A 25,651-nucleotide genomic window follows, 5' to 3' on the forward strand; every position below is an offset into this window, starting at 1 on the left:
GGTGCGAGATAAATTTCGAAAGGATTTTCGTATGGCCACCGTCAAGGTCGACAAGAGCAATTTCCAGGCCGATGTGCTCAACGCCTCGCAGCCCGTCGTGGTGGATTTCTGGGCGGAATGGTGCGGCCCGTGCAAGATGATCGGTCCGTCGCTGGAAGAAATCGCCAATGAGCTCGGCGACAAGATCAAGATTGCCAAGCTGAACATCGACGAGAACCCCGAGCTTGCCGCGCAGTTCGGCGTGCGCTCGATCCCGACGTTGATGATCTTTAAGGGCGGCGAAGTGGCCGACATGAAGGTTGGCGCGGCGCCGAAGACCGCGCTGTCGCACTGGATCAACGGCAGCCTCGCCTGATCTGACTGAATTTCCGAGATCGAAGCCCGGCCCTCGCCGGGCTTTTTCTTTGGCGTCATCGCCTGACATCTCTGGCCCTCGCGCCGCGCGGCTCCATGTCCTCTGCTTGAGGCAGGACAGGAGAGACAGAATGACCGGATCCGCCAAGGCCACCGTTTTCATCGACAATGAGCGCGTCATCGTCACCGAATACCGCTTCCAGCCGGGCGACAACACCGGCTGGCATCGCCATGGCCACGACTATGTCGTGGTGCCGCTGATGGACGGCAAGGTGAAGCTGGTGACCAAGGATGGCGAATCCTTCGCCGATATGAAAAAGGGCGCCCCCTATTTCCGTAAGGAGGGCGTCGAGCACGACGTTATCAGCGCCAATGACGGCGAATACGCTTTCATCGAGATCGAGCTGAAGTGATGGCGTGCCATCAGCTGCCATCTTGATGGCAAGGACCGATGGGGCTATATCTCTCCTAAAGGGATTTTGAAATGGCCGAACCCCAGCTTTCCGTCCGCAGCGCAAAAGCAAGAGATCTTGCGCATCGTCTCGCTCGTCGCGAAAACCGCTCGATCGCTGATATCGTCGAACGCGCGCTTGAATCTTATGAGATTCGTGAGGCCGGGCGAGAACCGGCATCAGCCTTCTACTCCCGCCTGACGGCAAGCATCGGCGTCGATATCGATCTGGAAGAAATCATCCGGGAAAGCCGCAAGGTCCATACAGGGCCGGACCTTTGATTTTCGTCGACACCAATGTGATTTCGGAAACCCTCAGAAAGACGCCTGACGCGGCTGTCATGGCGTGGCTGGTCCGCAACGACGCCGAACTGGCGCTTCCCACGGTGGCGATAGCCGAAATCGCTTTCGGCATCCAAAAGATACGGCCTGATGAGCGCGCCGATCGCCTGGAGCAAGGTCTCTCCCAATGGCGCCATCGCTTTGCGGGCCGCATTTTCGGGCTGACGGAGGAGGCGGCTCTGGCTTATGGCGAGATTATGGGAACCGCCATCCGCCAGGGCCGGGGTATGTCAGCACCCGATGGCATGATTGCAGCGATCGTACGCGTGAATGGTGGTCGGCTGGCAACACGCAATCTGAACGACTTCGGCCCGGCCAACCTTGAGCTGATCTCGCCTTGGGATTTCTAGAACATCACCAGTCGGCGATGCGGTCACCGCCGGCGAATTGCGCGCTTTTGGCTGTGTATTCGAACAGCTCGATCTTCACGCCGTTGGGGTCGCGGATCCAGGCCTGAAACGTGTCGTCGCAGGCGTGCTTTTTGGCCGTGACGTCGACGCCGTTCGACTTGATGTGGGTAATCGCAGCGTCGATGTCTTCCACCTCAAGGCAAAAGTGGTTGATCTGGTTCTGCTCGCTGTATGCAGTGCCGTTCTTCTGGAACACCTCGACATGGCTGCGGCCGCCACAATTGAGGTAGAAGCCGAAGACCTTGCCGTCGCGCAGGAAATTGAACTGCGTATCGAGGCCGAGCACGTCGCGGTAGAAGGCTCGCGTCGCCTCCAGATCATGCGCGAAGATACAGACGTGAGCGAGCTGCTTCACCTTGATCATACGCGACTCCTTGCTGTCATTGACTTCAGGTCGGCGGCGTGCCGTTTTCTGCCAGCACCGCGCCGGCCAGATACAAGGAACCGCCGATCAGGATGCGCGGCGCCGGCCCGTCCCAGGTGTCGCGCAGCAGCATCAGCGCGCTGGCGACGGAGCTGACCGGTTCAGCGGTGAGACCCGCCTCCGTCGCGCGCACCGCCAGTTCGTCATTCGGTACGCCCGCGTCGCTTAGGCTCACCGGAACCGTGTAGACGTGGCGGACCAGGCCCTTGAAGGCGTGGAAATAGCCGCTCTGGTCCTTGGTGTTGATCATGCCGGAGATCAGGAACAGCGGTCGCGGGTTCTTTTCCTCCTGCTCGGCCAGCGCCTCGGCAATGACCATGCCGGCGCCCGGATTGTGGCCGCCGTCGAGCCAGATATCGGCGCCCGCGGGCGCCAACTCTGCCAGTCTGCCCTGGGCCAGCTTCTGCATGCGGCCCGGCCAGGCGACTTTGGCCATCGCCTTCTCCGTGGCGCGGTGGCTGATCTCGAAGCCGGCGGCCTTGACCGCGGCGATGGCAGCAGCGGCATTGGCGAACTGGTGGCGCCCCGGCAGGCGCGGCGGCGGCAGATCCATCAGGCCGTCCTCATCCTGGTAGACCATGCGGCCGTTTTCCTCGAAGGCGAGGAAATCCTGGCCGTAGACGAAGGTCGGGCAATCCAGCCGCTCGGCGGTTTCGATCAGCACCTGCAGCGCCGTCTCGCTCTCCTGCGCGCCGATCACCACCGGGCAGCCGCGCTTCATGATGCCGGCCTTTTCGGCGGCGATCAGCTCGACCCGGTCGCCGAGATAGGCTTCGTGGTCCATCGACACCGGCATGATCACCGACACCGCCGGCCGGGCCACGACATTGGTGGCGTCGAAGCGGCCGCCAAGGCCGACCTCGATGATGGCGGCGGCGGCCGGATGCTCAGAAAACAGGATGAAGGTGACGGCGGTGAGGATTTCGAAGACGGTGATCTTCTGGCCTTCATTGGCCCGTGCGACGCGAGCGATGGCCTCGGCTAAGGTCTCGTCATCGACCAGCCTGCCGCCGCCTTCGGCCGCCAGCCGGTAGCGCTCGGCCCAGTTCACCAGATGCGGCGAGGTGTGGACATGGACGAGGTGGCCGCCGGCTTCGAGCAGCGCGCGCGAAAAGGCGGCGCACGAGCCCTTGCCGTTGGTGCCGGCAATGTGGATGACCGGCGGCAGCCGGTCCTGCGGATTGCCGAGGCGGTCGAGCAGCCGGGTGATGCGGTCGAGCGAAAGATCGAAGCCTTTCGGATGCAGTGCCATCAAGGCGTCGATTTCGCGGTCTGCGGCAAGTGTGGTCATAAGGGAATCCTACCGCATGGGCCCAAAAACACGAATCGGTTTTCGGAAAGGATCATGCGTAACAAGAGGATACCGCGCGAAACATCGCGCGCAATCACTGATAGCGGCCAGGAATGTCGCGTCAGGCCTGCGGCCGGGCTTCCGTCGGGATGACGGCCGACGGCAGGATTTCCGGCTCCAGCGGCTTTTGCTCGGGAACCTTGAGCAGCATCTTCAACAGCCGCGCAATCGTTGAGCGCAGTTCCAGCCGCGACACCACCATGTCGACCATGCCGTGCTCCATCAGATATTCGGAGCGCTGGAAACCGTCCGGCAGTTTTTCCCGGATGGTCTGCTCGATCACGCGTGGGCCGGCAAAGCCGATAAGCGCGCCGGGCTCGGCGATGTGGACGTCGCCCAGCATGGCATAGGAGGCGGTGACGCCGCCGGTGGTCGGATTGGTCAAGACGACGATGTAGGGCAGGCCGGCTTCCTTCAGCCGATCGAGGCCGACCGTGGTGCGCGGCAATTGCATAAGGGACAGGATGCCCTCCTGCATGCGCGCGCCGCCGGAGGCGGCGAACAGGATCAGCGGCCGCTTGCGCTGCAGGGCGACCTCGAAAGCATGCACGATGGCGTCACCCGCAGCCATGCCGAGCGAGCCGCCCATGAAGGCGAAATCCTGCACGGTTACCACCACCGGCAGGCCTTCGACCGTGCCCAGCGCGTTGACGATGGCGTCTTCCAGGCCGGTCTTGGCCTTGGCGTCCTTGAGGCGGTCGGTGTAGCGCTTCTCGTCGCGGAACTTGAGCGGGTCCTGCATGACCTTGGGGTTCTCAAGCTGCTCGTATTTGCCGTCGTCAAAGAAGAATTTCAGCCGCTCCTTGGCCGAGATCTTCATGTGGTGGCCAGAGGACGGGATGACGAACTGGTTCGATTCCAGGTCCTTGTGGAACACCATCTCGCCGGTCTCGGGATCCTTGATCCAGAGATTCTCCGGCATGTCGGTGCGCCGGCCGAGCATCGAGTTGATCCTCGGGCGAACGTAATTGGTGATCCAGTTCATCGCTTCGGCTCCTGTCCTGACGAAGAGTTGGCTAAAAAGGTAAGAAGACTATTCGGCAGCAGCAAGGCGGGCCGAACGCACGCCTTGCGACAGGCCGCTGACCAAAGTGGCGACGGCCTCGGCCGGGTCGGCGGTCTTTTCGCCCTTCGGCCCCAGCACATTGGCCACCGCATTGACGATCGCGGTGCCGACGACGACGCCATCGGCATTAGCGCCGATGATGCGCGCCTGCTCGGCCGTCTTGACGCCGAAGCCGACACAGACAGGCAGATCGGTGTGCCCCTTGATGCGCTTGACCGCGGCGGCGACCTTGCCGGTGTCGGCCAGAGCCGAGCCGGTGATACCGGTCATCGAGACGTAGTAGACGAAGCCCGATGTGTTCTGCAGCACCTTGGGCAGGCGCTTGTCGTCGGTGGTCGGCGTCGCCAGGCGGATGAAGTTGATGCCAGCCTTCAACGCCGGAATGCAAAGCTCCTCGTCCATCTCCGGTGGCAGGTCGACGACGATCAGCCCGTCAATGCCGCTGGCGATCGCATCCCTGAGAAAACGGTCGACGCCGTAGATGTAGATTGGGTTGTAATAGCCCATCAGCACGATAGGCGTCTCATTGTCGCCAGCGCGAAAGTCCGCCGCCATCTGCAGCGTCTTGACCAGCGTCTGGCCGCCTTTCAGCGCTCGCAGGCCGGCTGCCTGGATCGCCGGACCGTCGGCCATCGGATCGGAAAACGGCATGCCCATTTCGATGACGTCGGCGCCGGCCTTGGGCAGTGCCTTCATGATCGACAAAGCGGTGTCATAGTCCGGGTCGCCGCTCATGAAATAGGTGACGAGCGCTGGGCGGCCCTCGGCTTTCAGTTTCGCCATGCGGCGGTCGATGCGGGTCACCATGATCAGATCTCCATGCCGAGCATCGAGGCCACCGTGTGCACGTCCTTGTCGCCACGGCCGGACAGATTGACGATAACGATCTGGTCCTTGTCCATAGCAGGTACGATTTTCACCGCATGGGCGATGGCGTGGGCGGATTCCAGTGCCGGGATGATGCCTTCGACGCGCGTCGTCAGCTTGAAGGCTTCCAGCGCTTCGTCATCGAGGATCGGCACATAGTCCACGCGGCCGGAATCGCGCAGCCAGGAATGCTCCGGGCCGACGCCGGGATAGTCGAGCCCGGCCGAGATCGAATGGCCGTCCAGGATCTGGCCGTCGGCATTCTGCAAGAGATAGGTGCGGTTGCCATGAAGCACGCCGGGCGCGCCGGCATTCATCGAGGCGCAATGCTCGATGCCGTCGAGGCCGCGGCCGCCGGCTTCGATGCCGATGATGTGGACTTCCTTGTCGTCGAGGAAGGGGTGGAACAGACCGATGGCGTTGGAGCCGCCGCCGACAGCGGCGATGATGGTGTCAGGCAGTCGGCCTTCCTGTTCGAGGATCTGGGCGCGCGCCTCGATGCCGATCACCGACTGGAAGTCGCGCACCAGCTCCGGATAGGGATGCGGCCCGGCAGCGGTGCCGATGAGGTAATAGGTGTCCTCGACATTGGTCACCCAATCGCGCAGCGCCTCGTTCATGGCGTCCTTCAGCGTGCCGTGGCCGGCGGTGACAGGGCGTACTTCGGCACCGAGCAGCTTCATGCGGAAGACGTTCGGGCTTTGGCGGGCGACGTCGGTTGCGCCCATATAGACGACGCATGGAAAGCCGAAGCGCGCTGCGACCGTGGCTGCCGCCACGCCGTGCTGGCCGGCGCCCGTCTCGGCAATGATGCGCTTCTTGCCCATGCGCTTGGCCAAAAGAATCTGGCCGAGGCAGTTGTTGATCTTGTGCGAACCGGTGTGGTTCAGGTCCTCGCGCTTGAAATAGACCTTTGCGCCGCCCCCGAGGCCCTTCGCCGAGGAAACCTCACGAAGATGTTTTGTGAGCCCTTCGGCGAAATAGAGTTTCGAGGGCCGCCCGGCATAATGGGTCGACAGATCGGTCAGCTCAGCCTTGAAGTCCGGATCGTTCTTGACCTCGTTCCAGTGCCGCTCGAGGTCGAGGATCAGCGGCATCAGCGTCTCGGCGACGAAGCGGCCGCCGAAAATGCCGAACATGCCCTGCTCGTCGGGTCCGGTGCGGAAGGAATTGGGTGTCGCCGGCTGGTCCATCGCCGATCTCCTGGTTCGAAAGAATTGTTCAGGCGGCGCGGTCGTCCCGCGCGGTCCTGACTGCCCGGAAAAACTGCTCGATCAGCGCCGGATCCTTGACACCCGGAGCGCTTTCCACGCCCGACGAAATGTCTATTGCGGGCGGATTGGCTGACCTCAGTGCGTCGCCGATATTGGCGGCGTTGAGCCCACCGGAAAGCATGTAATCGAGCCCGGCGTCAAGGCCGGCCAGAATGCGCCAGTCGAAGGCGACGCCATTGCCGCCCGGCAGTTGCGAGCCTTTCGGTGGCTTGGCATCGAACATGAACCGATCGGCAATGCCGATGAACGGCTTTATCCGATCGAGATCGGCGGCCTCGCTGACCGAGAACACCTTCACCACCGGCAGGCCGTAGCGGGCTTTCACCTCGGCTACTCGCGCAGGCGTTTCCGCGCCGTGCAGCTGCAGCATGTCGGGGCGCATCTTGTCGACGATCTCGTCCAGGAAGGCGTCGTCTGCATCGACCGTCACGGCGACCGCCTTGGCCTTGCCGATCGCCGCCTGGCGCAGGCGGCCGGCTTGCGCAGGCTCGACATAGCGCGGGCTCTTGGCGAAGAAGATGAAGCCGACATGGCTGGCACCGCCGGCCAATGCCGCGGCCATTGCCTCATCGGTCTTCAACCCGCAGATCTTGATGTCGAGCGCCATGGCGCGGGGATTGGCACGAAAAGCGCCAAGAGTCGAGAAAAAGCATGCTGTTTGCCGACAACGCCAAAGGCGCTACCTATTGAAGGAGAAGCCAAGGCGGGAGCAGATGATATGGCCGACCAGAGCATTGCCGAACTCAGGCAGAAGATCGCCCAGGCGCGCGATGTCATCGCGCATCTGATCGACAAAGCCGCCTTCGACGGCGCCGAGGCGCATCGGGCGCTGGATTATTTCGGCAGCGATGCATTCGAGCAAAACTTCCTGCCGTGGCCGCGCCATGGCGATGAAGGGTTGCGGCCGGAGGAGCTCAATGCGGCGAATGACGATTAGCGCCGACGGCGGGAACGCCCTCGACTTCGTCATCCTAGGGCGAAGCAAGGAGCGAAGCGACGCGGCGCAGACCCTAGGATGACGAAGCGAACGGCTCAGTCAAACACAATCGCCTGCAGCGCGCCACCATTCCTCTTCAGCCAGTCCTTGCAGCGGTCGGTGTCAGGGCAGAGCTGCTCGCACAGTTTCCAGAATTTCGGGCCGTGATTCATCTCTTTGAGATGCGCTACCTCATGCGCGACGAGGTAGTTTATGACAGGCGTCGGCGCCATCATGATGCGCCAGGAGAAGGACAGGTTGCCGTCGGAGGTGCAGGAACCCCAGCGGCTCGACGTGTCCTTGAAGCGGATCGCCTTGGCGCGCTTGCCGAGCGCTTCGGTGTGCTTGACCACCAGCTTCTCGATCTCCTTCTTGGCCTCGCGCTTGAGGAAATCGGCGATGCGGCGCGGCAGATGTATGCGCTCGCCATGCACGATCAGCAGCGGGCCGCGCTCGTCGCGCGACACGGTGACGGTGCCGCGCTTCGACGGCTCATGGACGATGCGATGCGCCACGCCGCGGATCGGGATCTTTATGCCGGGCCGCACCTGCGGCCGTGTCGGCACCTTGGCCAGCCGCTGTTCCAGCCAGTCCTGGTGGCGGTGCAGGAATTTCTCCACCTCGCCGCAGCGCAGACCCGGCGGCACGGTGATGCGCAGGCCCTGGCCGCCGGAATCGATGCGCAGCGTCAGCCGCCGTGCCCGGGCGCTCTCGACGATCCTGAGCGGCAGCGTGCGGCCGGCAACGATATGCTCTCGCTCTTCGACGGGCGAGGGCTTTGGTTTGGTCAGGTTGCGAAAGAAGCCGAAGGACATGGCTGAACGATACGCGATTCGAGGAAAACGGCCAGTAGAGCGAACGCAAAAAGAGAACAAAAAAGAAACGGCGCCGCTTGCGCGACGCCGTCTGTCATGCCGAGACCTGTCGCAGGATCTCAGTCGTCAAGCAGGTTCGGGCCCTTGCGCTTGGGGGTCGTGGGCTTGGTCGCTTCGGTCGTGCCCGTGGTCGTCGGTGCCGTCGACTTGTTGCGGTTGGCCATGAAGCGGTCGAACTCGTCCTGGTCCTTGGCGCGACGCAATTCGCGGGCATAGTCGTCGAATTCGCTCAGCATCTCGTCGAGTTTGCGGCGCTCTTCGGCGAGGCGCTCGAGTTCCTTCTCGCGCCAGTCGTCGAAAGCGACGTTGCCGGTGCGAGCCGAACCATGGCCCCAGCGCGCGGCCTTGTCGGAACCGCGGCGGCAGCCGGCGAAGATGCCGTCGGTGGCGCGGTTGACGTCGCGCTTGAAGCCGTCAAGCCTGTCGCCCCAGATGATATAGGCGAGCATGGCGAAGCCAAGCGGCCAGAACACCATGAAGCCGATCACCATCAGCGCGATGGTCGCCGGCGTCCAGGCCGGGCGGATCAATGCGGATGTGTTCATTTTCTCCCATTCCTTCGGTTGGAGACAGCCAAGAACGGCTGCGTCGAATCGAAATGGGAAGACAAAAACGGCGATTCAAGACAATGCCGGCCAAAACCGAACAAGGGTCTGAAATGATTATCGCTTTTTGAGTGCTTCGAGGAAAAGCACGACCAGTCCGGCGACCAGGCCCCAGAAGGCGGCGCCGACGCCGAACAAGGTCAACCCTGAAGCGGTGACGACGAAGGTGACCGTGGCGGCCATGCGCTGGTCCTCGTCCTTGAGCGCGATCGACAGCGCATTGGCGAGCGAACCCATCAGCGCCAGGCCGGCCACCAGCACGATCAGGCTCTGCGGCAGCACGGCGAAGATCGCCACCAGCGAGGCGCCGAAAATCGCAAAGATGAGATAGGCGAGCGCATAGAACGGGCCGGTCTTCCAGCGCTCGGCCGGGTCGGGATGGACATCCGGGCCGGTGCAGATCGCCGCCGAAATCGCCGCCAGATTGGTGGTCGAGCCGCCAAACGGCGCCGACAGCAGCGAGAACAAGCCGGTGACACCGATCAGCGGGCCGGGTTCGGGGTGATAGCCGGCGGCGCGCAGCACAGCCAACCCCGACAGGTTTTGCGAGGCCATGGTGACGAGGTAGAGTGGCAGCGCCAGGCCGATGATGGCCGCGGCGCTGAAATGCGGCGCAATCAGCGTCAGCGTCGACAGTTCCGGCGCCGGCAGGCCGCCGACGCGACCGGTGAGGAAGGCGGCAGTGCCGCCGCCGATCAGCACCGCCAGCACCGAGAGCGCCGGGTTGAACAGGCGGATGACAAAGAAGGCCGCAATCAGCGGCAGGATCAGCCAGGGGTCGACGGGAATGGTCTTGACGGCGTTGAGCGCGAAGGTGACGACGATGCCGGCCAGCATGCCGGATGCCACCGACGCCGGTATCCTCGATATCAGCTGGGTCAGCGGCTTGAACAGGCCGGTGGCGATCAACAGGATGCCGGTGACGATGAAGGCACCGACGGCATCGGCCATGGTAAAGCCGCTCGACGCCGCCATCAGCGCCAGACCCGGTGTCGACCAGGCGGTGATAACAGGCATCTTCGTGCGCCAGGACAGCCATAGGCACTCGATCGCCATCGCCAGGCACAGCGCCGTCACCCAGCTCGCGGTCTCGGCCTGGGTGGCGCCAACCGCCTTGGCGGCGGCAATGACGACGGCCAGCGTGCCGCCGAAGCCGACGATTGCCGCGACAAAGGCGGATATCGGGATGGAAATGCGCATTCTTGCCTAACCCGCCCGCTGGACCATGTCGCCCACGACCCTGAGCAACATGTCGAGGTCCTGCGGCCGCGACAGGCGGTGATCGCCATCGGGAATGAGCGACAAGGTCACGTCGTCCGCCGGCAGCAGGGAGACCAGCTTCAGCGCATGGCTTGCCGGCACGTCGGCATCGGCCAGACCCTGCAGGATGTGGACAGGGCAATGGGTGTCGATCGGCCCGGTCATGACGCGGTTAACCCTGCCATCCTCGATCAGCGCGCGTGTGTAGATGTAAGGTTCGGCGGAATAGTCCGATGGCTCCTCGAAGAAACCCTTCTTCTTGAGGTCGCGCTTTTGCGCTGCAGTCAGCGCCGGCTCGACCAGTTCGTTGGTGAAATCCGGCGCCGGCGCTAGGAGCACCAAGCCAACGATCGTGCTGTCACCCGCCTTGCGCAGCTCCTGCACCATGCGCAACGCAATCCAGGCACCCATCGAGGAGCCGACCAAGATCTGCTTGCCCTTGGTGAAACGCCGGAAGACGGCGAGGCTCTCGCCGAGCCATTTCGAGATGGTGCCGTCGGCAAAGGCGCCGCCGGATTCGCCATGGCCGGAATAGTCATGACGCAGGAAAGCTCGGCCTTCGCCGGCTGCCCAATCAGACAGCGTCTCGGCCTTCGTACCAAGCATGTCGGATTTGTAGCCGCCGAGCCAGACAATGCCGGGCGTCGCGCCCGCCTCATGGCGCACCGCGATGCTGATTCCCTGGACATCCAGCAGGGTCGGGGTGGTCGCGGTCATGGCGATCTGTCAGTCCTGATTTTCCTCGCCGGTCTTTTGGCACAGGCAAAGGCGAAGCGGAAAGTGCCCCGCTATATCCTTTGTTTGGTGCAGGCCCGCGTTCAGGGTGATTTTCCGTTAGCGCTGTGCTATTGACTCCGCCCGCGCGCTCACCACATTGGCGCGTCCTGAATATTTCTAGATTTGAAACCCTGAACGAAACGGCCAAGGAGACCACGACCATTCGCAGACCTTTCAAAGCAGCGGCGCCCACCAAGGATGGCCCGCGCTCCAACCGTGATATCCGGGTTCCCCGGGTCCAGCTCATCGACGCCGAAGGCCAGAACCGAGGCGATGTCTCCATCAACGACGCATTGCTGCTCGCCGAAGAGGCCGGGCTCGATCTGGTCGAGATATCGCCCAACGCGGTGCCGCCTGTCGTAAAAATCCTCGATCTCGGCAAACTGAAATACGCCAACCAGAAGAAGGCGGCCGAGGCGCGCAAGAACCAGAAGGTCATCGAGATCAAGGAGATCAAGATGCGCCCGAACATCGACAGCCATGACTACGAGACCAAGATGAAGGCCGTGCGGCGCTTCTTCGAGGAAGGCGACAAGGTCAAGCTGACGCTGCGCTTCCGCGGCCGCGAAATGGCGCATATGGAACTCGGCATGCAGCTTCTGAACAAGGTGCGCGAGGAAGTGTCGACCATCGCCAAGGTCGAAGCCGAACCGAAGCTCGAAGGCCGCCAGATGATGATGGTGCTGGCGCCGCGCTAGAGCGCTTCACCCTTTCATGGAAACGGCGAAACGCTCTATCCCTTTGTTTTGAAGCAATTCCGGACGGAAAACCGTTTCGCACTTTTCCTGGAATTGCTTTGGATCACGTTCTGTTCAGGCGTGGTGTCGCGCTCTAAATCCGCCTGAATCATAGCCCACGGCGTCCCAGCGATCGGCGGGACGCCTGTTTTCTTGGCAGACGCCGCGATCGCCGGCAAAGCTTTTCCACGATCGGATTCCCGGCATGGCCAATGAAATCAATCCTGCGCCCGTCAAGGAGCTGGGCGGCTACCAACACATGCGCAGGATGGTGCTTGCCGTGCTGGTGGTGGTGCTGTTTGCCGCACTGCTGTTCGGCCAGTCGACTTTTCCGCCAGACACCACGGTGCACGAGACGATCGAGATGTTCGGCGTGCTGTTGATCTTCCTCGGCGTTGTCGGCCGCTTGTGGTCGACACTTTATATCGGCGGCCGCAAATCGTCCGAAGTGGTGACCGGCGGGCCCTATTCGATCACCCGCAACCCGCTCTATGTGTTTTCGACTGTCGCGGCAGCCGGCGTCGGAGCGCAGATCGGCTCGTTCTCCGGCATCATCCTGTTTGCGCTTTTGTGCGCCGGCGCCTTCCAAATCGTCATCCTGCGCGAAGAGAAATATCTCAAGCAAGTGCTCGGCGCCCCTTACCAGGCCTATCTGGAGCGGGTGCCGCGCTTCTTTCCCAAACTGTCGCTCTACCAGGAAGGCGATACCGGCAGCTTCAAGCCGCGGCTTTTGCTGACCACCTTGCTGGACGGGCTGGTGTTTCTGGTGGCGCTGCCAGTGTTCGAGACCATCGACGGCGCTCAACAGTCGGGTATATTGCCGGTATTGTTCCGGCTGCCCTAGGTAGGCTGATATTCAGGTGAGGCCGGCCTGCAAACGGCTGATACCTGCGCTTCCGGTGCTCACGTACTTAAGTACGCTCCGCTCCGGTTCTCGGCATCAGTCGTTTTCGACTCGGCCTGACCCGAATCTCAACCCACCTATCCGACCTCAAGCCTGCGCCATGAATTACGGACAGAGCGTCGCAGCCCTTCGGGTGTTGCGCGCGCGCCTGCTTTGACGTATAGGACCGCGTTCCAAAAAACCGCCCGGCAGGGCATGCCGTGGCGGTTTCATTTGCTTTTCGGGCTTTTGGTCCGCCCGAAGCGAACAAGAAGCGCGATTGTGCGCCACCAATACGGAGTAGCAAAATGCCCAAGATGAAGACCAAATCGGCCGCCAAGAAGCGGTTCAAGATCACAGGTACAGGTAAAGTCCTGTCGGCTGCGGCCGGCAAGCGTCACGGCATGATCAAGCGTTCCAACAAGTTCATTCGAAATGCCCGCGGCACGATGGTTCTGGCTGAACCGGACGGCAAGAAGGTCATCAAGAATTTTCTGCCGAACGGCCTCTAAGGCATTCGGTCCGGACACGTTTTAAGGAGATCATGACATGGCACGCGTAAAAAGAGGCGTCACCTCGCACGCCAAGCACAAGAAGGTCCTGAAAGCCGCGAAAGGCTTCTACGGCCGCCGCAAGAACACTATCCGCATCGCCAAGCAGGCGGTGGAAAAGTCGCTGCAGTACGCTTACCGCGACCGCAAGAACCGCAAGCGTTCGTTCCGCGCGCTGTGGATCCAGCGCATCAACGCCGCGACTCACGAGCATGGCCTGACCTATGGCCGCTTCATCGACGGCCTCAACAAGGCCGGCATTGAGATCGATCGCAAGATCCTGTCCGACATGGCCATCCATGAGCCGCAGGCATTCGCCGCGCTGGTCGCCAAGGCCAAGGTCGCGCTCGAATATTTGAAGAACACCACGCCGAATGCTTTTGAAAGCGCTGTCGCCTAAGACCAGCGCTTCCCAAGCATTCGCAATTCTGATCTGGGGAACCCGCGCTGGCACGGCTGGCGCGGGTTTTTCTTATGCCTGAACCTTCACCTTGAAAGTGATTTTCACTTCCAACGTAGCGAGTTTGACCGTGAACGACGTAACTACTGGTTTGGAAACTCTCGAAAACTCCCTGATGGCCGACATCGCTTCGGCCGGCGACGAGGCGTCGATCGAAGCGGTGCGCGTTGCAGCCCTCGGCAAGAAGGGCTCGGTCTCCGAAATGCTGAAGACGCTGGGCGCGATGAGCGCCGAGGAGCGCCAGGTCAATGGCCCGGCGATCAACGGGCTGAAGAACCGCGTCACCGAGGCGCTGACGGCGCGCAAGGCCGAGCTGAAGGATGTGGCAGTCACTGCCAGGCTCGCCGCCGAGACGGTCGACGTGACACTGCCGGTGCGGCAGTCGCCGGCCGAGCGCGGCCGCATCCATCCGATCAGCCAGGTCATCGACGAGATCGCGGCGATCTTCGGCGATCTCGGCTTCGCCATTGCCGAAGGGCCTGATGTCGAGAGCGACTATTACAATTTCACCGCGCTGAATTTCCCCGAGGGGCATCCGGCGCGCGAAATGCACGACACCTTCTTCTTCCAGCCGGACGAGACGGGCGAGCGCAAGCTGTTGCGCACCCATACCTCGCCCGTGCAAATCCGCACCATGGAGAAGCAAAAGCCGCCGATCCGCATCGTCATTCCGGGCAAGACCTACCGGCAGGATTCGGACGCCACCCACTCGCCGATGTTCCATCAGGTCGAGGGGCTGGTGATCGACAAGACGGCCAATGTCGCCAACATGAAGTGGGTGCTGGAAGAGTTCTGCAAGGCGTTCTTCGAGGTGCCGCAGGTGAAGATGCGCTTCCGCCCGTCCTTCTTTCCGTTCACCGAGCCAAGCCTCGAGGTCGACATCCAGTGCGACCGCTCGCGGCCCGGTGAAGTGCGCTTCGGCGAAGGCTCCGACTGGATGGAGATCCTCGGCTGCGGCATGGTGCATCCCAATGTGCTGCGCGCCGGCGGGCTTGATCCCGACGAGTACCAGGGCTTTGCCTGGGGCATGGGCATCGACCGTATCGCCATGCTGAAATACGGCATGCCGGATTTGCGCGCCTTCTTCGATGCCGATGTGCGCTGGCTGTCGCATTACGGCTTCCGGCCGCTCGACATGCCGACGCTGTTCGGAGGCCTCTCCGCATGACGGCGCCGCACACCGGTGGCTGCCGCTGCGGCGCGGTGCGGTTCGAGGCCTCGGCCGAACCGCACCACATCAGCTATTGCCATTGCGGCGATTGCCGGCGGGCCAGCGGCACACCGGTGTCGGCCTTTGTCGGCTTCATGGCCGAGCAGGTGGCTTTCACCGGCAAGGCGCTGAAGATGTACGAGAACGGGCCGGTGACGCGCTCATTCTGCGGCATTTGCGGCTCGCCGATCGCCTATGTCGACGAGCGGCTGGAAGATCACATTTATTTCATGCTCGGGTCGATGGACATGCCGGCCTATTTCAAACCGACGCACCATGCCCATGTGCGCGAGCAGCTGCCTTTCCTGCATATGCCCGACGATTTGCCGCGCCATTTGAAGACAAGCGTGCCCCGACCGGACGGGCACAGACAAAACGGAACACAGTGATGAAACTCACCCTTTCCTGGCTCAAGGATCATCTGGAGACCGACGCCACGCTCGCCGAAATCGTCGAGCGGCTGACTTCGATCGGCCTCGAAGTCGAGCATGTCGACGACAAGGCCAGCCTGAAGCCGTTCGTCATCGCCAGGGTGCTGACCGCTGTGCAGCATCCCGACGCCGACCGGCTGCGGGTGCTGACCGTCGATACCGGTGACGGCAAGGCGCCTGTGCAGGTGGTGTGCGGCGCGCCGAATGCCCGCGCCGGCCTGATCGGCGCTTTCGCAGCACCCGGCACCTATGTGCCCGGCATCGATGTGACACTGACGGTTGGCAAGATCCGCGGCGTCGAAAGCCACGGCATGATGTGCTCCGAGCGCGAGCTGGAGCTGTCGGATGAGCATAATGGCATCATCGACCTGCCTGAGGATGCGCCAGTCGGCACCAGCTTCGCAGCTTACGCGCATCTCGACGATCCGGTGATCGAAATCAATCTGACGCCGAACCGGCCGGACGCGACAAGCATTTACGGCGTTGCCCGCGATCTGGCGGCAAGCGGGCTTGGCCGGCTCAAGACCGCGCTGGTCGAGGCGATCAAGGGTAAGGGCGAGACGCCGATCAAGGTGACGATCGAGGCGCCGGAGCTTTGCCCCGGCTTCGCGCTGCGGCTGGTGCGTGGCGTCAAGAACGGGCCGTCGCCGAAATGGCTGCAGCAAAGGCTGATCGCCATTGGCCTCAGGCCCATCAGCGCGCTAGTCGACATCACCAATTACGTCACCTTCGATCGCGGCCGGCCACTGCATGTGTTCGATGCGAAAAAGGTCGCCGGCAATCTCGTCGTGCGCCGCGCCAAAGACGGCGAAAAGGTAATGGCACTGGACGGACGCGAATACACGCTGACGCCTGACATGTGCGCCATCGCCGACGATAATGGCGTCGAATCGATCGCCGGCGTCATGGGCGGCGAGCATTCCGGCTGCGATGAAAATACCACCGACGTGCTGATCGAATCCGCACTTTGGGACCCGATCACCACGGCGCGCACCGGCCGCACGCTCGGCATCATCACCGATGCGCGCTACCGCTTCGAGCGCGGCGTCGACCCGGAATTCATGGCGCCGGGCGTCGAACTGGCGACCAAGCTGGTGCTGGAATTCTGCGGCGGCGAACCGACGGAAACCGAGGTGGTCGGATACGCCGGGCACAAACCGAAGATCATTGCCTTCCCGCTGTCGGAAGTGAAGCGGCTGACCGGCATCGAAGTGCCCAGGGCGGAAAGCCTCGACATCCTGTCGCGCCTCGGCTTCAAGCCACAGGGTTCGGGCGAAATCGTCGATGTCGCGGTGCCGTCCTGGCGCCCGGATGTCGATGGCAAAGCCGATCTGGTCGAGGAAGTCATGCGCATCCACGGCGTCGACAACATCGCGCCGCAGCCGCTGGGCGCCCACGACGCAGTCAACTCCAAGATCCTGACGACGCTGCAGGTGCGCACCCGCACCGCCAAGCGCTCGCTCGCCGTGCGCGGCATGATGGAGGCTGTCACCTGGTCGTTCATCCCGGCCAGGCATGCCGAACTGTTCGGTGGCGGCCAGACCGCTTTGAAGCTTGCTAACCCGATTGCCGCCGACATGTCGGATATGCGGCCCTCGCTGCTGCCCGGGCTGATGTCGGCCGCACAGCGCAACGCCGACAAGGGCATCGGCGATGTGGCGCTGTTCGAGGTCTCCGGCACCTATGAGGGCGACGGCCCCGACCAGCAGCGGCGCGTTGCCGCCGGCGTGCGGCGCGGCACGGCCAAGCTCGACGGCTCCGGCCGCAGCTGGGCCGGCAATTCCGGCCCTGTCGGCGTGTTCGATGCCAAGGCCGACGCGATCGCGGCGCTTGAAGCCTGCGGCGCGCCGGTCGACCGGCTGCAGATCGAGCCCGGCGGCCCGGCCTGGTATCATCCCGGCCGCTCCGGCACGATCAAGCTCGGACCAAAGACGGTGCTCGGCACGTTCGGCGAATTCCACCCGAAGACGCTGGAGGCGCTCGACGTTTCCGGACCGATCTGCGGCTTCGAGGTCTATATCGACGCCGTGCCGGAGCCGAAGGCCAAGCCGACGAAAACCAAGCCGAAGCTGGAGCTCTCCACCTTCCAGGCGGTGAAGCGCGACTTCGCTTTCGTCGTCAACAAGTCGGTCGAGGCCGGCACGCTGGTGCGCGCAGCACTCGCCGCCGACAAGAAGCTGGTGTCAGGCGTTTCGGTGTTCGACGTCTTCGAGGGGGCATCGCTCGGTGCCGCCAAGAAGTCGATCGCCATCGAAGTCTCGATCCAGCCGGTCGAAAAGACGCTGACCGACGAGGATTTCGAAGCGCTGGCCAAGCGCATCGTCGACAATGTCGGCAAGCAGACGGGCGGCGTGCTGAGGGCGTAGCGCGGCTAACGCCGCTCTACGTATTGGCCTTTTGAGGATTGCCGAGTGATGCCGAATCGCCCTCCAAAAGGGCGATGGATCATTTGCGCTATTCTGGGCTGCCGTTCGACGCACAACGCGAAACGTTCCTCGCTATCGTGTCGGCCGACCCGCTGGTCCGCGACGCGCTGGCGCGGGCTCGCGCGCTTGCATTGCCCGACTGGTTGGTGGTGTCCGGCGCGCTCTACAACAGCGTCTGGAACCATTTGACGGGCAGGGCATCGGGTTACGGCATCAAAGACGTCGATCTCTTCTATTTCGATGACAGCGACCTGTCCTACGAGGCCGAGGACGCAGTGATCCGCCGGGCCGCGCGGCATTTCGAGGGGCTGGCGCTGCCGGTCGAGGTGCGCAACCAGGCGCGGGTGCATCTGTGGTATCCGCAGAAGTTCGGGCGGCCGTGCCCGCGCTATACGAGCTCCAGCGAATCCGTCAGCCATTTTGCGTCGAAGACGCATGCGGTCGGGGTGCGGTTCGATGCTGACGGGCAGTTCGAGCTGGTGGCGCCGTTCGGGCTCGATGATGTTTTTTCGTTTCGCATCACGCCGAACCGGGTGATGGACAATCAGCAGACGCATGAGGCCAAGGGGGCGCGGGCGAAGGAGTGTTGGACGGAGATTGAGGTGGTGGCATGGTGAGACTTTACCCCCCCTTGTGGGGAGGGTCGATCCGCATAGCGGATCGGGGTGGGGGTTCTCGTAGGGCGCTACCCCCACCCCGTCTCGCTATCTCCGCTTCGCTGCGACCGCGAGCCGACCCTCCCCACAAGGGGGAGGGTGAAGGCCCTCACCCGTTCACCAGCGTCAGCAATTCCTCCGTGTAGCGCTTACCCACAACCTTGTCCGGCGACAGCGCATCGCCAATCGCCGCCACCTCGGCCGCGCTCAGCTCGATCCCGGCTGCCGCCGTGTTCTGCTCGAGATGGCCGATCTTTCGCGCACCGGGGATCGGCACGATGAAGTCGCCCTGGTGGAGCACCCAGGCGAGCGCCAGCTGCGCCGAGGTGACGCCTTTCTGCGCTGCCAGCTTTTCCAGCGTGGCAATGACCTTGGCGTTGGCTGCCATGGCGTCGGCCTGGAAGCGCGGCAAGGTGCGACGCCAGTCGTCGTCGCCCAGGGCATCCGGCTTGGCGATGGTGCCGGTGAGCAGGCCACGACCGAGCGGGCTGTAGGGGACGAAGCCGATGCCGAGTTCGCGGCAGACGTCTAACACCTCATCTTCGGGGTCGCGGCTCCACAGCGAATACTCGCTCTGCACGGCAGCGATCGGATGCACGGCATGCGCACGGCGGATGGTCGCGGCACTGACCTCCGACAGGCCCAGCGCCCGCACCTTGCCCTCGCGCACCAGTTCGGCCATGGCGCCGACCGTGTCCTCGATCGGCACGTTGGGGTCGACACGGTGCTGGTAGTAGAGGTCGATGACATCGGTATCGAGCCGCTTCAGCGAGGCTTCGGCCACCGCCTTGACGTGTTCGGGGCGGCTGTCGACGCCGACCATGCGCTCGATGCCTGAGCCTTCCTCGGAGATCTTGAATCCGAATTTGGTGGCGATCGTGACCTTGTCGCGTACCGGCTTCAGCGCCTTGCCGAGCAGGATCTCGTTCTCATAGGGGCCGTAGACTTCGGCCGTGTCGAAGAAGGTGACGCCGATGTCGACGGCGCGGCGCAGCGTGGCGATTGCGTCGGCCTCTGCTTGACCGCCATAGGCGAAGCTCATGCCCATGCAGCCGAGGCCAACGGGATAGACCTTCAATTCTGCTCCTAGCTTGCGGGTTTGCATGACGTGTCTCCTTGTTGCGATGCGACTGAGGTAATGCCTTGAACCCTGTTCGATAATCGTCTCTTATTCGTACGGGCTGCTCTGAAAGATAGATCAATGAATCGCACTCATCTTTCGCAACTGGCGGTGCTGGCCACCGTCGCCCAATGCGGCAGCTTTCGCGGCGCCGCCAGGGAACTGGCCATAGCGCCCTCGGCCGTCAGCCATGCGGTGTCCAGCCTGGAGGCGCGGCTCGGCGTGCGGCTCTTGGCGCGCAGCACGCGCAGCGTCGCGCCGACCCAGGCAGGGGCGCAGTTGCTGGAGCGGCTGCGGCCGGCACTGTCGGAGATCGACCTGGCGCTGGAAACGGCGGTCGAGTCGCGCGACCGACCGGCCGGCAACCTGCGGCTGACCGTGCCGCGCACGGCCGCGCACCTTACGCTGACGCCCAGACTCGGCGCCTTTGCATCGGCCTATCCCGACATCGTGCTGGAGATCGTCATCGAGGACCGCTTTACCGATGTGGTCAAGGGCGGCTTCGACGCCGGCGTGCGGCTCGGCGAGAGCCTGCAACGCGACATGATCGCGGTGCGCATCGGGCCGGACCTTCGCGGCGCCGTCGTCGGTGCACCGTCCTATTTCGAAAAAATGCCGAAGCCGCGTCACCCGCGCGAGCTGGCCGACCATCGCTGCATCCGCTTCCGCTTCTCCAGCGGTATCCTCTACCGCTGGGAGTTCGAAAAGGACGGCGAGGCGATCGAGATCGCCGCGCAAGGACCGCTGATTCTCGACGAGGACCATCTGATCGCCCAGGCGGCGATCGACGGAGCCGGGCTCGCCTTTGTCTTCGATGATTATGTACGCGCGCCGCTCGCCGACGGCCGGCTGATCCGCGTGCTGGACGACTGGTGCCCGCCCTTCGACGGCTTCTTCGTCTACTATCCCAGTCGCAGGCAAATGCGCCCGGCGCTGCGGGCGTTTGTTGATTTCTTCAAGGTGGGTGGGTAAGGGCGAGCAGGAGCGAAATGGTCGCTTCAGCACGGGACTGCTGACGGCGGCGCTGCCCCTCACCTGCCTGCCGGCATCCTCTCCCCGTAAACGGGGCGAGGGACGCTCTCATCGACGCTTTCGCCAATCACCAACGTGGCAGGAAGAGCGCCGCTGGCGGGTACTGCTTCTTTCTTCCCCGTTTACGGGGAGAAATGCCCGGCAGGGCAATGAGGGGCAGCGCTGTCGTCTGGAAGAAAGCGCTATTTGGAAGCGTTTTCTTATCATGCAAGCATCAATCACCAACTCTCCAACCCGCTACGGCTGGGTGGCAATCATCCTCCACTGGCTGATCGGCATCATCTTCATCGGCCAGTTCATACTCGGCTTCGTCATGGTGCGGCTGACCAGCCAGCGCACCGCCTTCGAGCTCATCCAGCTGCACAAATCCTTCGGCTTTCTGCTGCTCGGCCTCATCATCCTGCGCATCGGCTGGCGGCTCGGCAATGTGGCGCCGGCTTTGCCGGCCTCGACCGGGGCGCTGGAGCGTCGCACCGCGCCGCTGGCGCATCTGGCGCTTTATGCCTTCCAGCTCGCTTTGCCTTTGTCCGGCTGGGCGCTGGTTTCGGTGTCGATGCTGGAGATCCCCAGCATGCCGTTCAACCTGTTCGTGATGCCGAACCTGCCGCTCGGCCTGTCCGACACGGCGGAGAACTTCTGGGCAGCCGTACACTGGTATCTCGCCTATGCCGGCATTGCGCTGGTCGTGCTGCATGCGCTGGCGGCGCTGCGCCATCATCTCTGGCTGCGCGACAACGTGCTCACGCGCATGATCACGCCTTCGTCAGCGCCCGACATGGAATAGGGCGCGCCGCATATTCGTTCAAGGAGGAAAGACGCAGGACTTTGCCTGCCCAGAAGGACAAAACCTATGTATGCGCGCATCTTCGGATTGGCGGCTATGGCCGCTTGCCTTGCCATGCCTGTCTTGGCCGCGGTCGACCTTAACGACGCAGCCGGCAGCTATACGGTCAACCCGGCCAGCTCCAGCATCCGCTTTTCCATCGGCAAGGTCGGCGGCGGCGGGCTCAACGGCGCCTTCGGCCGGTTCAAGGGCTCGATCCGTATCGACAACAGCGATGTCGGGCGTTCGCAGGTCAATTTCACCATCTATCCCGAAAGCGTCGGTACCGGGCAGAGCCGCATCGACGCCTTCCTGCGCTCGGACGCGGTGTTCGACGCCGCCAACAATCCGGAAATCCAGTTCCGCTCGACCAGCGTGACGCGCACCAGCGACACCACGGCGCTGGTCAGCGGCCGGCTGACTGCGCGCGGCAAGACGTTTGCGGAAAAGTTCACCGCCGAGCTCGGCGGGCTGAAGGGCGGCACGATCAAATTCCACGTCACCGGCAAGGTGCTGCGCTCGCGCTACGGCATGGATGTCGGCACGCCGATCTATTCCAACATCGTCGACTTCGACATGACGCTGACGGGGAAGAAGGGCTAGCAAGACCAGCGCCCCCGCATTGGCTTTTCCCCCAATTTCAGGCAAACCTCCTCGCCTGAATCGAATGGAGAAGCCTGATGTTCCGATGGGGTGTTTTGTCGACGGCCAAGATCGGCCGCGAGCAGTTACTGCCGGCAATCGTCGAGGCAGAGAATGGCGTGCTGTCGGCGATCGCCAGCCGCGACCTGTCGAAGGCCAAGGCCTTGGGCGAGCGTTTCGGCGCCCGCCACGCTTTCGGCTCCTATGAGGAACTGCTGGCTTCCAAAGAGGTCGACGGCGTCTACATTCCGCTGCCGACCTCGCAGCATGTCGAATGGACGGCCAAGGCGATCGAAGCGGGAAAACATGTGCTGGTGGAAAAGCCGCTGGCGCTTGACGCCAAGGATATCCTGCCGCTGATCAAGCTGCGCGACCAGAAGAAGGTGCTGGTCTGCGAAGCGTTCATGGTCATCTACCACCCGCAATGGATCAAGGTTCGCGACCTCATCGCCAACGGCGCCATCGGTCGGCTGCGCCATGTGCAGGGCGCGTTCTCCTATTACAATGTCGATCCCACCAACATGCGCAACCAGCTTGATCTCGGCGGCGGCGCGCTGCCCGACATCGGCGTCTACCCAACGGTGTCGACACGGTTTTGCACCGACAAGGAGCCGCTGCGGGTGCAGGCGACCATCGAGCGCGACAAGAAATTCGGCACCGACATCTACTCCTCGATCCGCGCCGATTTCGGCGATTTCGAATTGTCCTTCTATCTGTCGACGCAGATGGCGGCGCGGCAGGTGATGGTGTTTCATGGCGAGAAGGGTTTCATCGAGGTGTTTTCGCCGTTCAATGCCGGGCTCTACGACCATCACCGCATCGAACTGCACAACCAGAACCACACCGAGGCGCAGGTGTTCCGCTTTCCCGGCACGCAGCAATACCGCCGCGAGGTCGAGACCTTTGCCAGGGCGGCCAAGGGCGGCAAGGAGCGCGTCTTCACGCTGGAGGAATCCGTGCTCAACCAGAAGGTCATCGACGCCATCTTCCGCGCCGGCGGCAAGGAAGGCTGGGAGGCCGTCTGATCACGGGGCCGGAGCCGCGCGTCTCATAATAGAGGCTGGCGCCCGGCACTTTCAGCGTCGACGATCGGGGGGATCATGTCCGTCTCTCCTGTTGGTCTCATGTCAAAGTTCGGCTTTGCGCTGGTCCCGATCATTTGCTGGCGACAACCATGCGGTTGCCTTCGCTGTCGCGGAACTCGGCGACGGTGCGGCCCGGCTGCCACGGCGCTTCCTGCGGCTCGGTGATGATTTCGACGCCGCTCGCCTTCAACGCGGCGATCGTCGCCTCGACATCGTCATCGACGAGCACCAGAACTGGTTCGGCGCCCGGAGAGTCATCGGAGCGTTTGACGAAATGCAAATTGGTGACGGCACCGGGAAATGTCAGCTCGATCCAGCGCCAGCCGCCATCGTCCATCGGCTGGTCGGCAGTCACCTGGCAGGCAAGATGATCGGTGTAGAAGGCCTTGGCGCGATCCTGGTCGATGACAGGCAACTCGGCAAACTGGATGTGCATGATGGGTCTCTCCTGCTCCTCGATGGCCGCCGCGCAGCCGTCCACGGGGGAAAGACGACATGGACGATCGAAAAGATTCGCTGCGGCGGAGAATCTTTTCGACACCACGAAACGTCTTCTCCCTGCAGACCTGAAAAACAGGAGACGACAATGGGCTACAATCTCATCCGCTACGGCGTGAAGGATGAAAGCATCGCGCAGAACCGTATGCTGGTTGCAAAGGTGTTCGAGGCGCTCGACGAAACCAGGCCGCAATCCGTGCGCTACCTCGTCCTGGAACTGGAGAATGGCGAGTTCGTCCATCTTGTCAGCCAGGAGGGCGACGGCCTGACCGGGCTCGCCGCCTTCAAGGCTTTCAGCGCCGATCATGCCGGGCGACGCTCGACGCCGCTTGCCAGATCGCCGGCAAAGATCGTCGGCAACTATCGCATGCTGGCCGGCGAGGACGTGCCGGCCTGATTGCCAAGACCGGCATTTTGGGAATGGACAGGATGAACATAGCAAGACTCGACCGCGTGGCCCTGGAGGCGATGCTCGGCGAATTGCGGCCGAAGCTGCACCGCTACTGCGCCCGCATGGCCGGCTCGGTGATCGATGGCGAGGACATCGTCCAGGAGACGCTGATCAAGGCGCTGCAGGCCATTGACGGTGGCGCGTCTGTCGAGCGTCCCGAGCAATGGCTGTTCCGCATCGCCCACAATGCCGCGCAGGATCATTTGCGCCGGCGCCAGCGGGAGCAGTCGCGCATGAGCGAGACCGACATGACGACGATCGAAGACCCCTCCGCCAGCGCCGATGCGAGGCTCGCCACCGCTGCCAGCCTGCGCAGCTTCATGCAGCTTGCGACGGCGCAGCGCAGCGCCGTGATCCTGGTCGACGTGCTTGGTCTCAGCCTGCACGAGACCTGCGAGGTCTCCGGCGCGACGCTGGCGGCGACCAAGGCGGCGCTGCATCGCGGACGGGCGCAGCTGCGGCTGTTGGCGGTACAAGACGAACGGACGCCCGTCCCAAAGCTCGACGTCGACGACGAGCGGCGCCTGCGCCGCTATGTCGACCTGTTCAACGCGCGCGACTTCGACGCCGTGCGCGCGCTGATTGCCGAGGACATCCAGCTCGAAGTCGTCAACCGCACCCGCATGCGCGGCAAGGCGCAGGTTTCCAACTATTTCGGCAATTACGACCGCGTCAGCGACTGGGCGCTGTCGCTCGGCTTCGTCGACGGCAGGCCGGCCATCCTGATCCGCAACCCGCAAGCGGGAGACGATGCCGTGCGTGGCTTCATGCTGGTCGACTGGCAGGACGGAAAGGTCAGCCATATCAGAGATTTCCGCTACGCGCCCTATTGCCTTGCCGACGCGGACATCCGCTTCGTCGACGAATAAGTACCACCAGCTGCTGAGCGAAGGCCTCAGGCGAAGCTTTGCAAATTGGCGTCCTGCAGTTTGGAGCCGGCAAGCAGGGCCTCGAGCACCTGCTTCTTGAGCGACAGGCACTGCGAACGGGCGAGCTTTGCGATGGCGGAGACCTCGGCCACCTCACAGGCAAGGACGAGCTCCTTCTGCTGGCCAATGATCACTTGCGTGAAGTCGCGCGATTTGAAGCCGAGATGGAGAACGCGCTCCGACTGGTCGAGGATCTGGTCGAGCAGGCGCGCCAGCCGCAGATTGCCCGAGAGCTCGGCCAGCGCCAGGCGAAAGGCGCGGTCGGCGGCGAGGAAGGCGACATGGCTGCGCAGCGTCTCGGGCTTCAGCACCTTCTGCGCCGCCAGCCTGATGTCGTCGAGCCCGCGCTCGGTGATGTTGGCGGCCGCCACCCGGAACACTTCCGGCTCGATCAGGCCGCGGACATCGAAAATCTCGCTGACGTCGCGCAGGCTGAGCGGTGCGATGACGTAGCCGCGCCTGGGCTCGCTTTTGATCAGCCCTTCCTGCGTCAGGCGGGCGAGGGCGGAGCGGATCGTCGCCTTCCTGATCTGGTAGCGGTCGCCGATCTGCTTTTCGGTCAGGCTTTCGCCGGGGCGCAGCACGCAGGCGACGATGTCGCTCTTCAGCTGCTCGTAGGCCTCCTCGCTGCGCAATATGTCGGCGGTCGAGGGTGACGCGGCTGCGGATTTCGGGGCGATCATGT

32 protein-coding genes are annotated in these 25,651 nt (G+C 63.2%); 19 read left to right on the top strand and 13 right to left on the bottom strand.

Annotated features, from left to right (window positions below):
* Positions 1-31: 31 nt before the first annotated feature.
* From trxA to AC1DXM_RS05640, 4 genes are all read left to right on the top strand, one after another.
* Positions 32-355, top strand: a complete 324-nt coding sequence (gene trxA / locus AC1DXM_RS05625; protein ID WP_023672297.1) for a thioredoxin — start codon at positions 32-34, stop codon at positions 353-355.
* Positions 356-485: 130 nt separating this feature from the next.
* Positions 486-767 carry a cupin domain-containing protein gene (locus tag AC1DXM_RS05630; RefSeq protein WP_477232161.1) on the top strand — a complete coding sequence of 94 codons (282 nt, stop codon included), beginning with the start codon at positions 486-488 and terminating at the stop codon, positions 765-767.
* Between the two features lie 71 nt (positions 768-838).
* The gene (locus tag AC1DXM_RS05635; protein ID WP_477232162.1) at positions 839-1,087 is read left to right on the top strand and encodes a plasmid stabilization protein; all 249 of its coding nucleotides are present in this window, start codon (positions 839-841) and stop codon (positions 1,085-1,087) included.
* The gene (locus AC1DXM_RS05640; protein WP_477232163.1) at positions 1,084-1,497 is read left to right on the top strand and encodes a PIN domain-containing protein; all 414 of its coding nucleotides are present in this window, start codon (positions 1,084-1,086) and stop codon (positions 1,495-1,497) included. The genes AC1DXM_RS05635 and AC1DXM_RS05640 overlap by 4 nt, the downstream gene beginning before the upstream one ends.
* A gap of 4 nt (positions 1,498-1,501) precedes the next feature.
* Here the strand turns inward: AC1DXM_RS05640 and AC1DXM_RS05645 are convergent, their stop codons facing one another.
* From AC1DXM_RS05645 to AC1DXM_RS05670, 6 genes are all read right to left on the bottom strand, one after another.
* Positions 1,502-1,921, bottom strand: a complete 420-nt coding sequence (locus AC1DXM_RS05645) for a VOC family protein (RefSeq protein ID WP_477232164.1) — start codon at positions 1,919-1,921, stop codon at positions 1,502-1,504.
* 25 nt (positions 1,922-1,946) lie between these two features.
* Complete coding sequence (locus AC1DXM_RS05650; RefSeq protein ID WP_477232165.1) at positions 1,947-3,272, bottom strand: bifunctional folylpolyglutamate synthase/dihydrofolate synthase; 1,326 nt, start codon at positions 3,270-3,272, stop codon at positions 1,947-1,949.
* Between the two features lie 121 nt (positions 3,273-3,393).
* A complete protein-coding gene (gene accD / locus AC1DXM_RS05655; RefSeq protein WP_477232166.1) occupies positions 3,394-4,317 on the bottom strand; it encodes an acetyl-CoA carboxylase, carboxyltransferase subunit beta in 924 nt (307 codons plus the stop codon).
* A gap of 48 nt (positions 4,318-4,365) precedes the next feature.
* The gene (trpA, locus tag AC1DXM_RS05660) at positions 4,366-5,205 is read right to left on the bottom strand and encodes a tryptophan synthase subunit alpha (protein WP_142868682.1); all 840 of its coding nucleotides are present in this window, start codon (positions 5,203-5,205) and stop codon (positions 4,366-4,368) included.
* Positions 5,206-5,207: 2 nt separating this feature from the next.
* Positions 5,208-6,458, bottom strand: a complete 1,251-nt coding sequence (gene trpB, locus AC1DXM_RS05665) for a tryptophan synthase subunit beta (RefSeq protein ID WP_477232167.1) — start codon at positions 6,456-6,458, stop codon at positions 5,208-5,210.
* A 28-nt stretch (positions 6,459-6,486) separates the two neighbouring features.
* Complete coding sequence (locus tag AC1DXM_RS05670; protein ID WP_477232168.1) at positions 6,487-7,146, bottom strand: phosphoribosylanthranilate isomerase; 660 nt, start codon at positions 7,144-7,146, stop codon at positions 6,487-6,489.
* Between AC1DXM_RS05670 and AC1DXM_RS05675 the strand changes: the two genes are divergently transcribed.
* Complete coding sequence (locus AC1DXM_RS05675) at positions 7,069-7,476, top strand: hypothetical protein (RefSeq protein WP_477232477.1); 408 nt, start codon at positions 7,069-7,071, stop codon at positions 7,474-7,476. The genes AC1DXM_RS05670 and AC1DXM_RS05675 overlap by 78 nt on opposite strands.
* A gap of 95 nt (positions 7,477-7,571) precedes the next feature.
* On the opposite strand, the gene AC1DXM_RS05680 is transcribed toward AC1DXM_RS05675, so the two are convergent.
* The 4 genes from AC1DXM_RS05680 to AC1DXM_RS05695 all read right to left on the bottom strand — a co-directional run bounded on the left by AC1DXM_RS05680 (position 7,572) and on the right by AC1DXM_RS05695 (position 10,972).
* Positions 7,572-8,330 (bottom strand): M48 family metallopeptidase, encoded by a 759-nt coding sequence (locus tag AC1DXM_RS05680; protein WP_477232169.1) that lies wholly within the window; start codon positions 8,328-8,330, stop codon positions 7,572-7,574.
* 119 nt (positions 8,331-8,449) lie between these two features.
* Positions 8,450-8,935 (bottom strand): DUF2852 domain-containing protein, encoded by a 486-nt coding sequence (locus AC1DXM_RS05685; protein WP_477232170.1) that lies wholly within the window; start codon positions 8,933-8,935, stop codon positions 8,450-8,452.
* Between the two features lie 117 nt (positions 8,936-9,052).
* A complete protein-coding gene (locus AC1DXM_RS05690; RefSeq protein ID WP_477232171.1) occupies positions 9,053-10,195 on the bottom strand; it encodes a benzoate/H(+) symporter BenE family transporter in 1,143 nt (380 codons plus the stop codon).
* Positions 10,196-10,201: 6 nt separating this feature from the next.
* A complete protein-coding gene (locus AC1DXM_RS05695; RefSeq protein WP_477232172.1) occupies positions 10,202-10,972 on the bottom strand; it encodes an alpha/beta hydrolase in 771 nt (256 codons plus the stop codon).
* Positions 10,973-11,193: 221 nt separating this feature from the next.
* On the opposite strand from AC1DXM_RS05695, the gene infC reads away from it, so the two are divergent.
* From infC to AC1DXM_RS05735, 8 genes are all read left to right on the top strand, one after another.
* On the top strand, positions 11,194-11,730 hold the full coding sequence (infC, locus tag AC1DXM_RS05700) for a translation initiation factor IF-3 (protein ID WP_112559872.1): 537 nt from the start codon (positions 11,194-11,196) through the stop codon (positions 11,728-11,730).
* A gap of 244 nt (positions 11,731-11,974) precedes the next feature.
* The gene (locus AC1DXM_RS05705; protein ID WP_477232173.1) at positions 11,975-12,613 is read left to right on the top strand and encodes a methyltransferase family protein; all 639 of its coding nucleotides are present in this window, start codon (positions 11,975-11,977) and stop codon (positions 12,611-12,613) included.
* A gap of 347 nt (positions 12,614-12,960) precedes the next feature.
* Complete coding sequence (gene rpmI, locus AC1DXM_RS05710; protein ID WP_006201248.1) at positions 12,961-13,164, top strand: 50S ribosomal protein L35; 204 nt, start codon at positions 12,961-12,963, stop codon at positions 13,162-13,164.
* A 37-nt stretch (positions 13,165-13,201) separates the two neighbouring features.
* The gene (gene rplT, locus AC1DXM_RS05715) at positions 13,202-13,603 is read left to right on the top strand and encodes a 50S ribosomal protein L20 (protein WP_006201247.1); all 402 of its coding nucleotides are present in this window, start codon (positions 13,202-13,204) and stop codon (positions 13,601-13,603) included.
* 175 nt (positions 13,604-13,778) lie between these two features.
* Positions 13,779-14,831 (top strand): phenylalanine--tRNA ligase subunit alpha, encoded by a 1,053-nt coding sequence (pheS, locus tag AC1DXM_RS05720; protein WP_477232174.1) that lies wholly within the window; start codon positions 13,779-13,781, stop codon positions 14,829-14,831.
* Positions 14,828-15,262 carry a GFA family protein gene (locus tag AC1DXM_RS05725; RefSeq protein ID WP_477232175.1) on the top strand — a complete coding sequence of 145 codons (435 nt, stop codon included), beginning with the start codon at positions 14,828-14,830 and terminating at the stop codon, positions 15,260-15,262. The genes pheS and AC1DXM_RS05725 overlap by 4 nt, the downstream gene beginning before the upstream one ends.
* The gene (pheT, locus tag AC1DXM_RS05730) at positions 15,262-17,670 is read left to right on the top strand and encodes a phenylalanine--tRNA ligase subunit beta (protein WP_477232176.1); all 2,409 of its coding nucleotides are present in this window, start codon (positions 15,262-15,264) and stop codon (positions 17,668-17,670) included. The genes AC1DXM_RS05725 and pheT overlap by 1 nt, the downstream gene beginning before the upstream one ends.
* Before the next feature lie 74 nt (positions 17,671-17,744).
* Positions 17,745-18,347: a nucleotidyltransferase family protein gene (locus AC1DXM_RS05735; protein WP_477232177.1), complete on the top strand. Its 603-nt coding sequence runs from the start codon at positions 17,745-17,747 to the stop codon at positions 18,345-18,347.
* 148 nt (positions 18,348-18,495) lie between these two features.
* On the opposite strand, the gene AC1DXM_RS05740 is transcribed toward AC1DXM_RS05735, so the two are convergent.
* The gene (locus tag AC1DXM_RS05740; RefSeq protein ID WP_477232178.1) at positions 18,496-19,491 is read right to left on the bottom strand and encodes an aldo/keto reductase; all 996 of its coding nucleotides are present in this window, start codon (positions 19,489-19,491) and stop codon (positions 18,496-18,498) included.
* 96 nt (positions 19,492-19,587) lie between these two features.
* Between AC1DXM_RS05740 and AC1DXM_RS05745 the strand changes: the two genes are divergently transcribed.
* The 4 genes from AC1DXM_RS05745 (at position 19,588) to AC1DXM_RS05760 (ending at position 23,028) form a co-directional block, all read left to right on the top strand.
* On the top strand, positions 19,588-20,478 hold the full coding sequence (locus tag AC1DXM_RS05745; protein WP_477232179.1) for a LysR family transcriptional regulator: 891 nt from the start codon (positions 19,588-19,590) through the stop codon (positions 20,476-20,478).
* A 265-nt stretch (positions 20,479-20,743) separates the two neighbouring features.
* Complete coding sequence (locus AC1DXM_RS05750; RefSeq protein ID WP_477232180.1) at positions 20,744-21,322, top strand: cytochrome b; 579 nt, start codon at positions 20,744-20,746, stop codon at positions 21,320-21,322.
* Positions 21,323-21,388: 66 nt separating this feature from the next.
* A complete protein-coding gene (locus AC1DXM_RS05755) occupies positions 21,389-21,964 on the top strand; it encodes a YceI family protein (RefSeq protein ID WP_477232181.1) in 576 nt (191 codons plus the stop codon).
* A 77-nt stretch (positions 21,965-22,041) separates the two neighbouring features.
* Positions 22,042-23,028: a Gfo/Idh/MocA family protein gene (locus AC1DXM_RS05760; RefSeq protein WP_477232182.1), complete on the top strand. Its 987-nt coding sequence runs from the start codon at positions 22,042-22,044 to the stop codon at positions 23,026-23,028.
* 130 nt (positions 23,029-23,158) lie between these two features.
* Here AC1DXM_RS05760 and AC1DXM_RS05765 read toward each other — a convergent pair whose 3' ends face one another.
* A complete protein-coding gene (locus AC1DXM_RS05765; RefSeq protein ID WP_477232183.1) occupies positions 23,159-23,524 on the bottom strand; it encodes a VOC family protein in 366 nt (121 codons plus the stop codon).
* A gap of 150 nt (positions 23,525-23,674) precedes the next feature.
* Between AC1DXM_RS05765 and AC1DXM_RS05770 the strand changes: the two genes are divergently transcribed.
* Entirely contained in the window at positions 23,675-23,983 is a 309-nt protein-coding gene (locus tag AC1DXM_RS05770; protein ID WP_477232184.1) for a hypothetical protein, read from the top strand.
* Between the two features lie 32 nt (positions 23,984-24,015).
* Positions 24,016-24,906, top strand: coding sequence for a sigma-70 family RNA polymerase sigma factor (locus AC1DXM_RS05775; protein WP_477232185.1), 891 nt, complete (start codon positions 24,016-24,018; stop codon positions 24,904-24,906).
* 26 nt (positions 24,907-24,932) lie between these two features.
* Here AC1DXM_RS05775 and AC1DXM_RS05780 read toward each other — a convergent pair whose 3' ends face one another.
* A complete protein-coding gene (locus tag AC1DXM_RS05780; protein WP_477232186.1) occupies positions 24,933-25,649 on the bottom strand; it encodes a GntR family transcriptional regulator in 717 nt (238 codons plus the stop codon).
* Positions 25,650-25,651 lie beyond the last annotated feature (2 nt).

The organism is Mesorhizobium sp. P3_A2, from assembly GCF_056403115.1.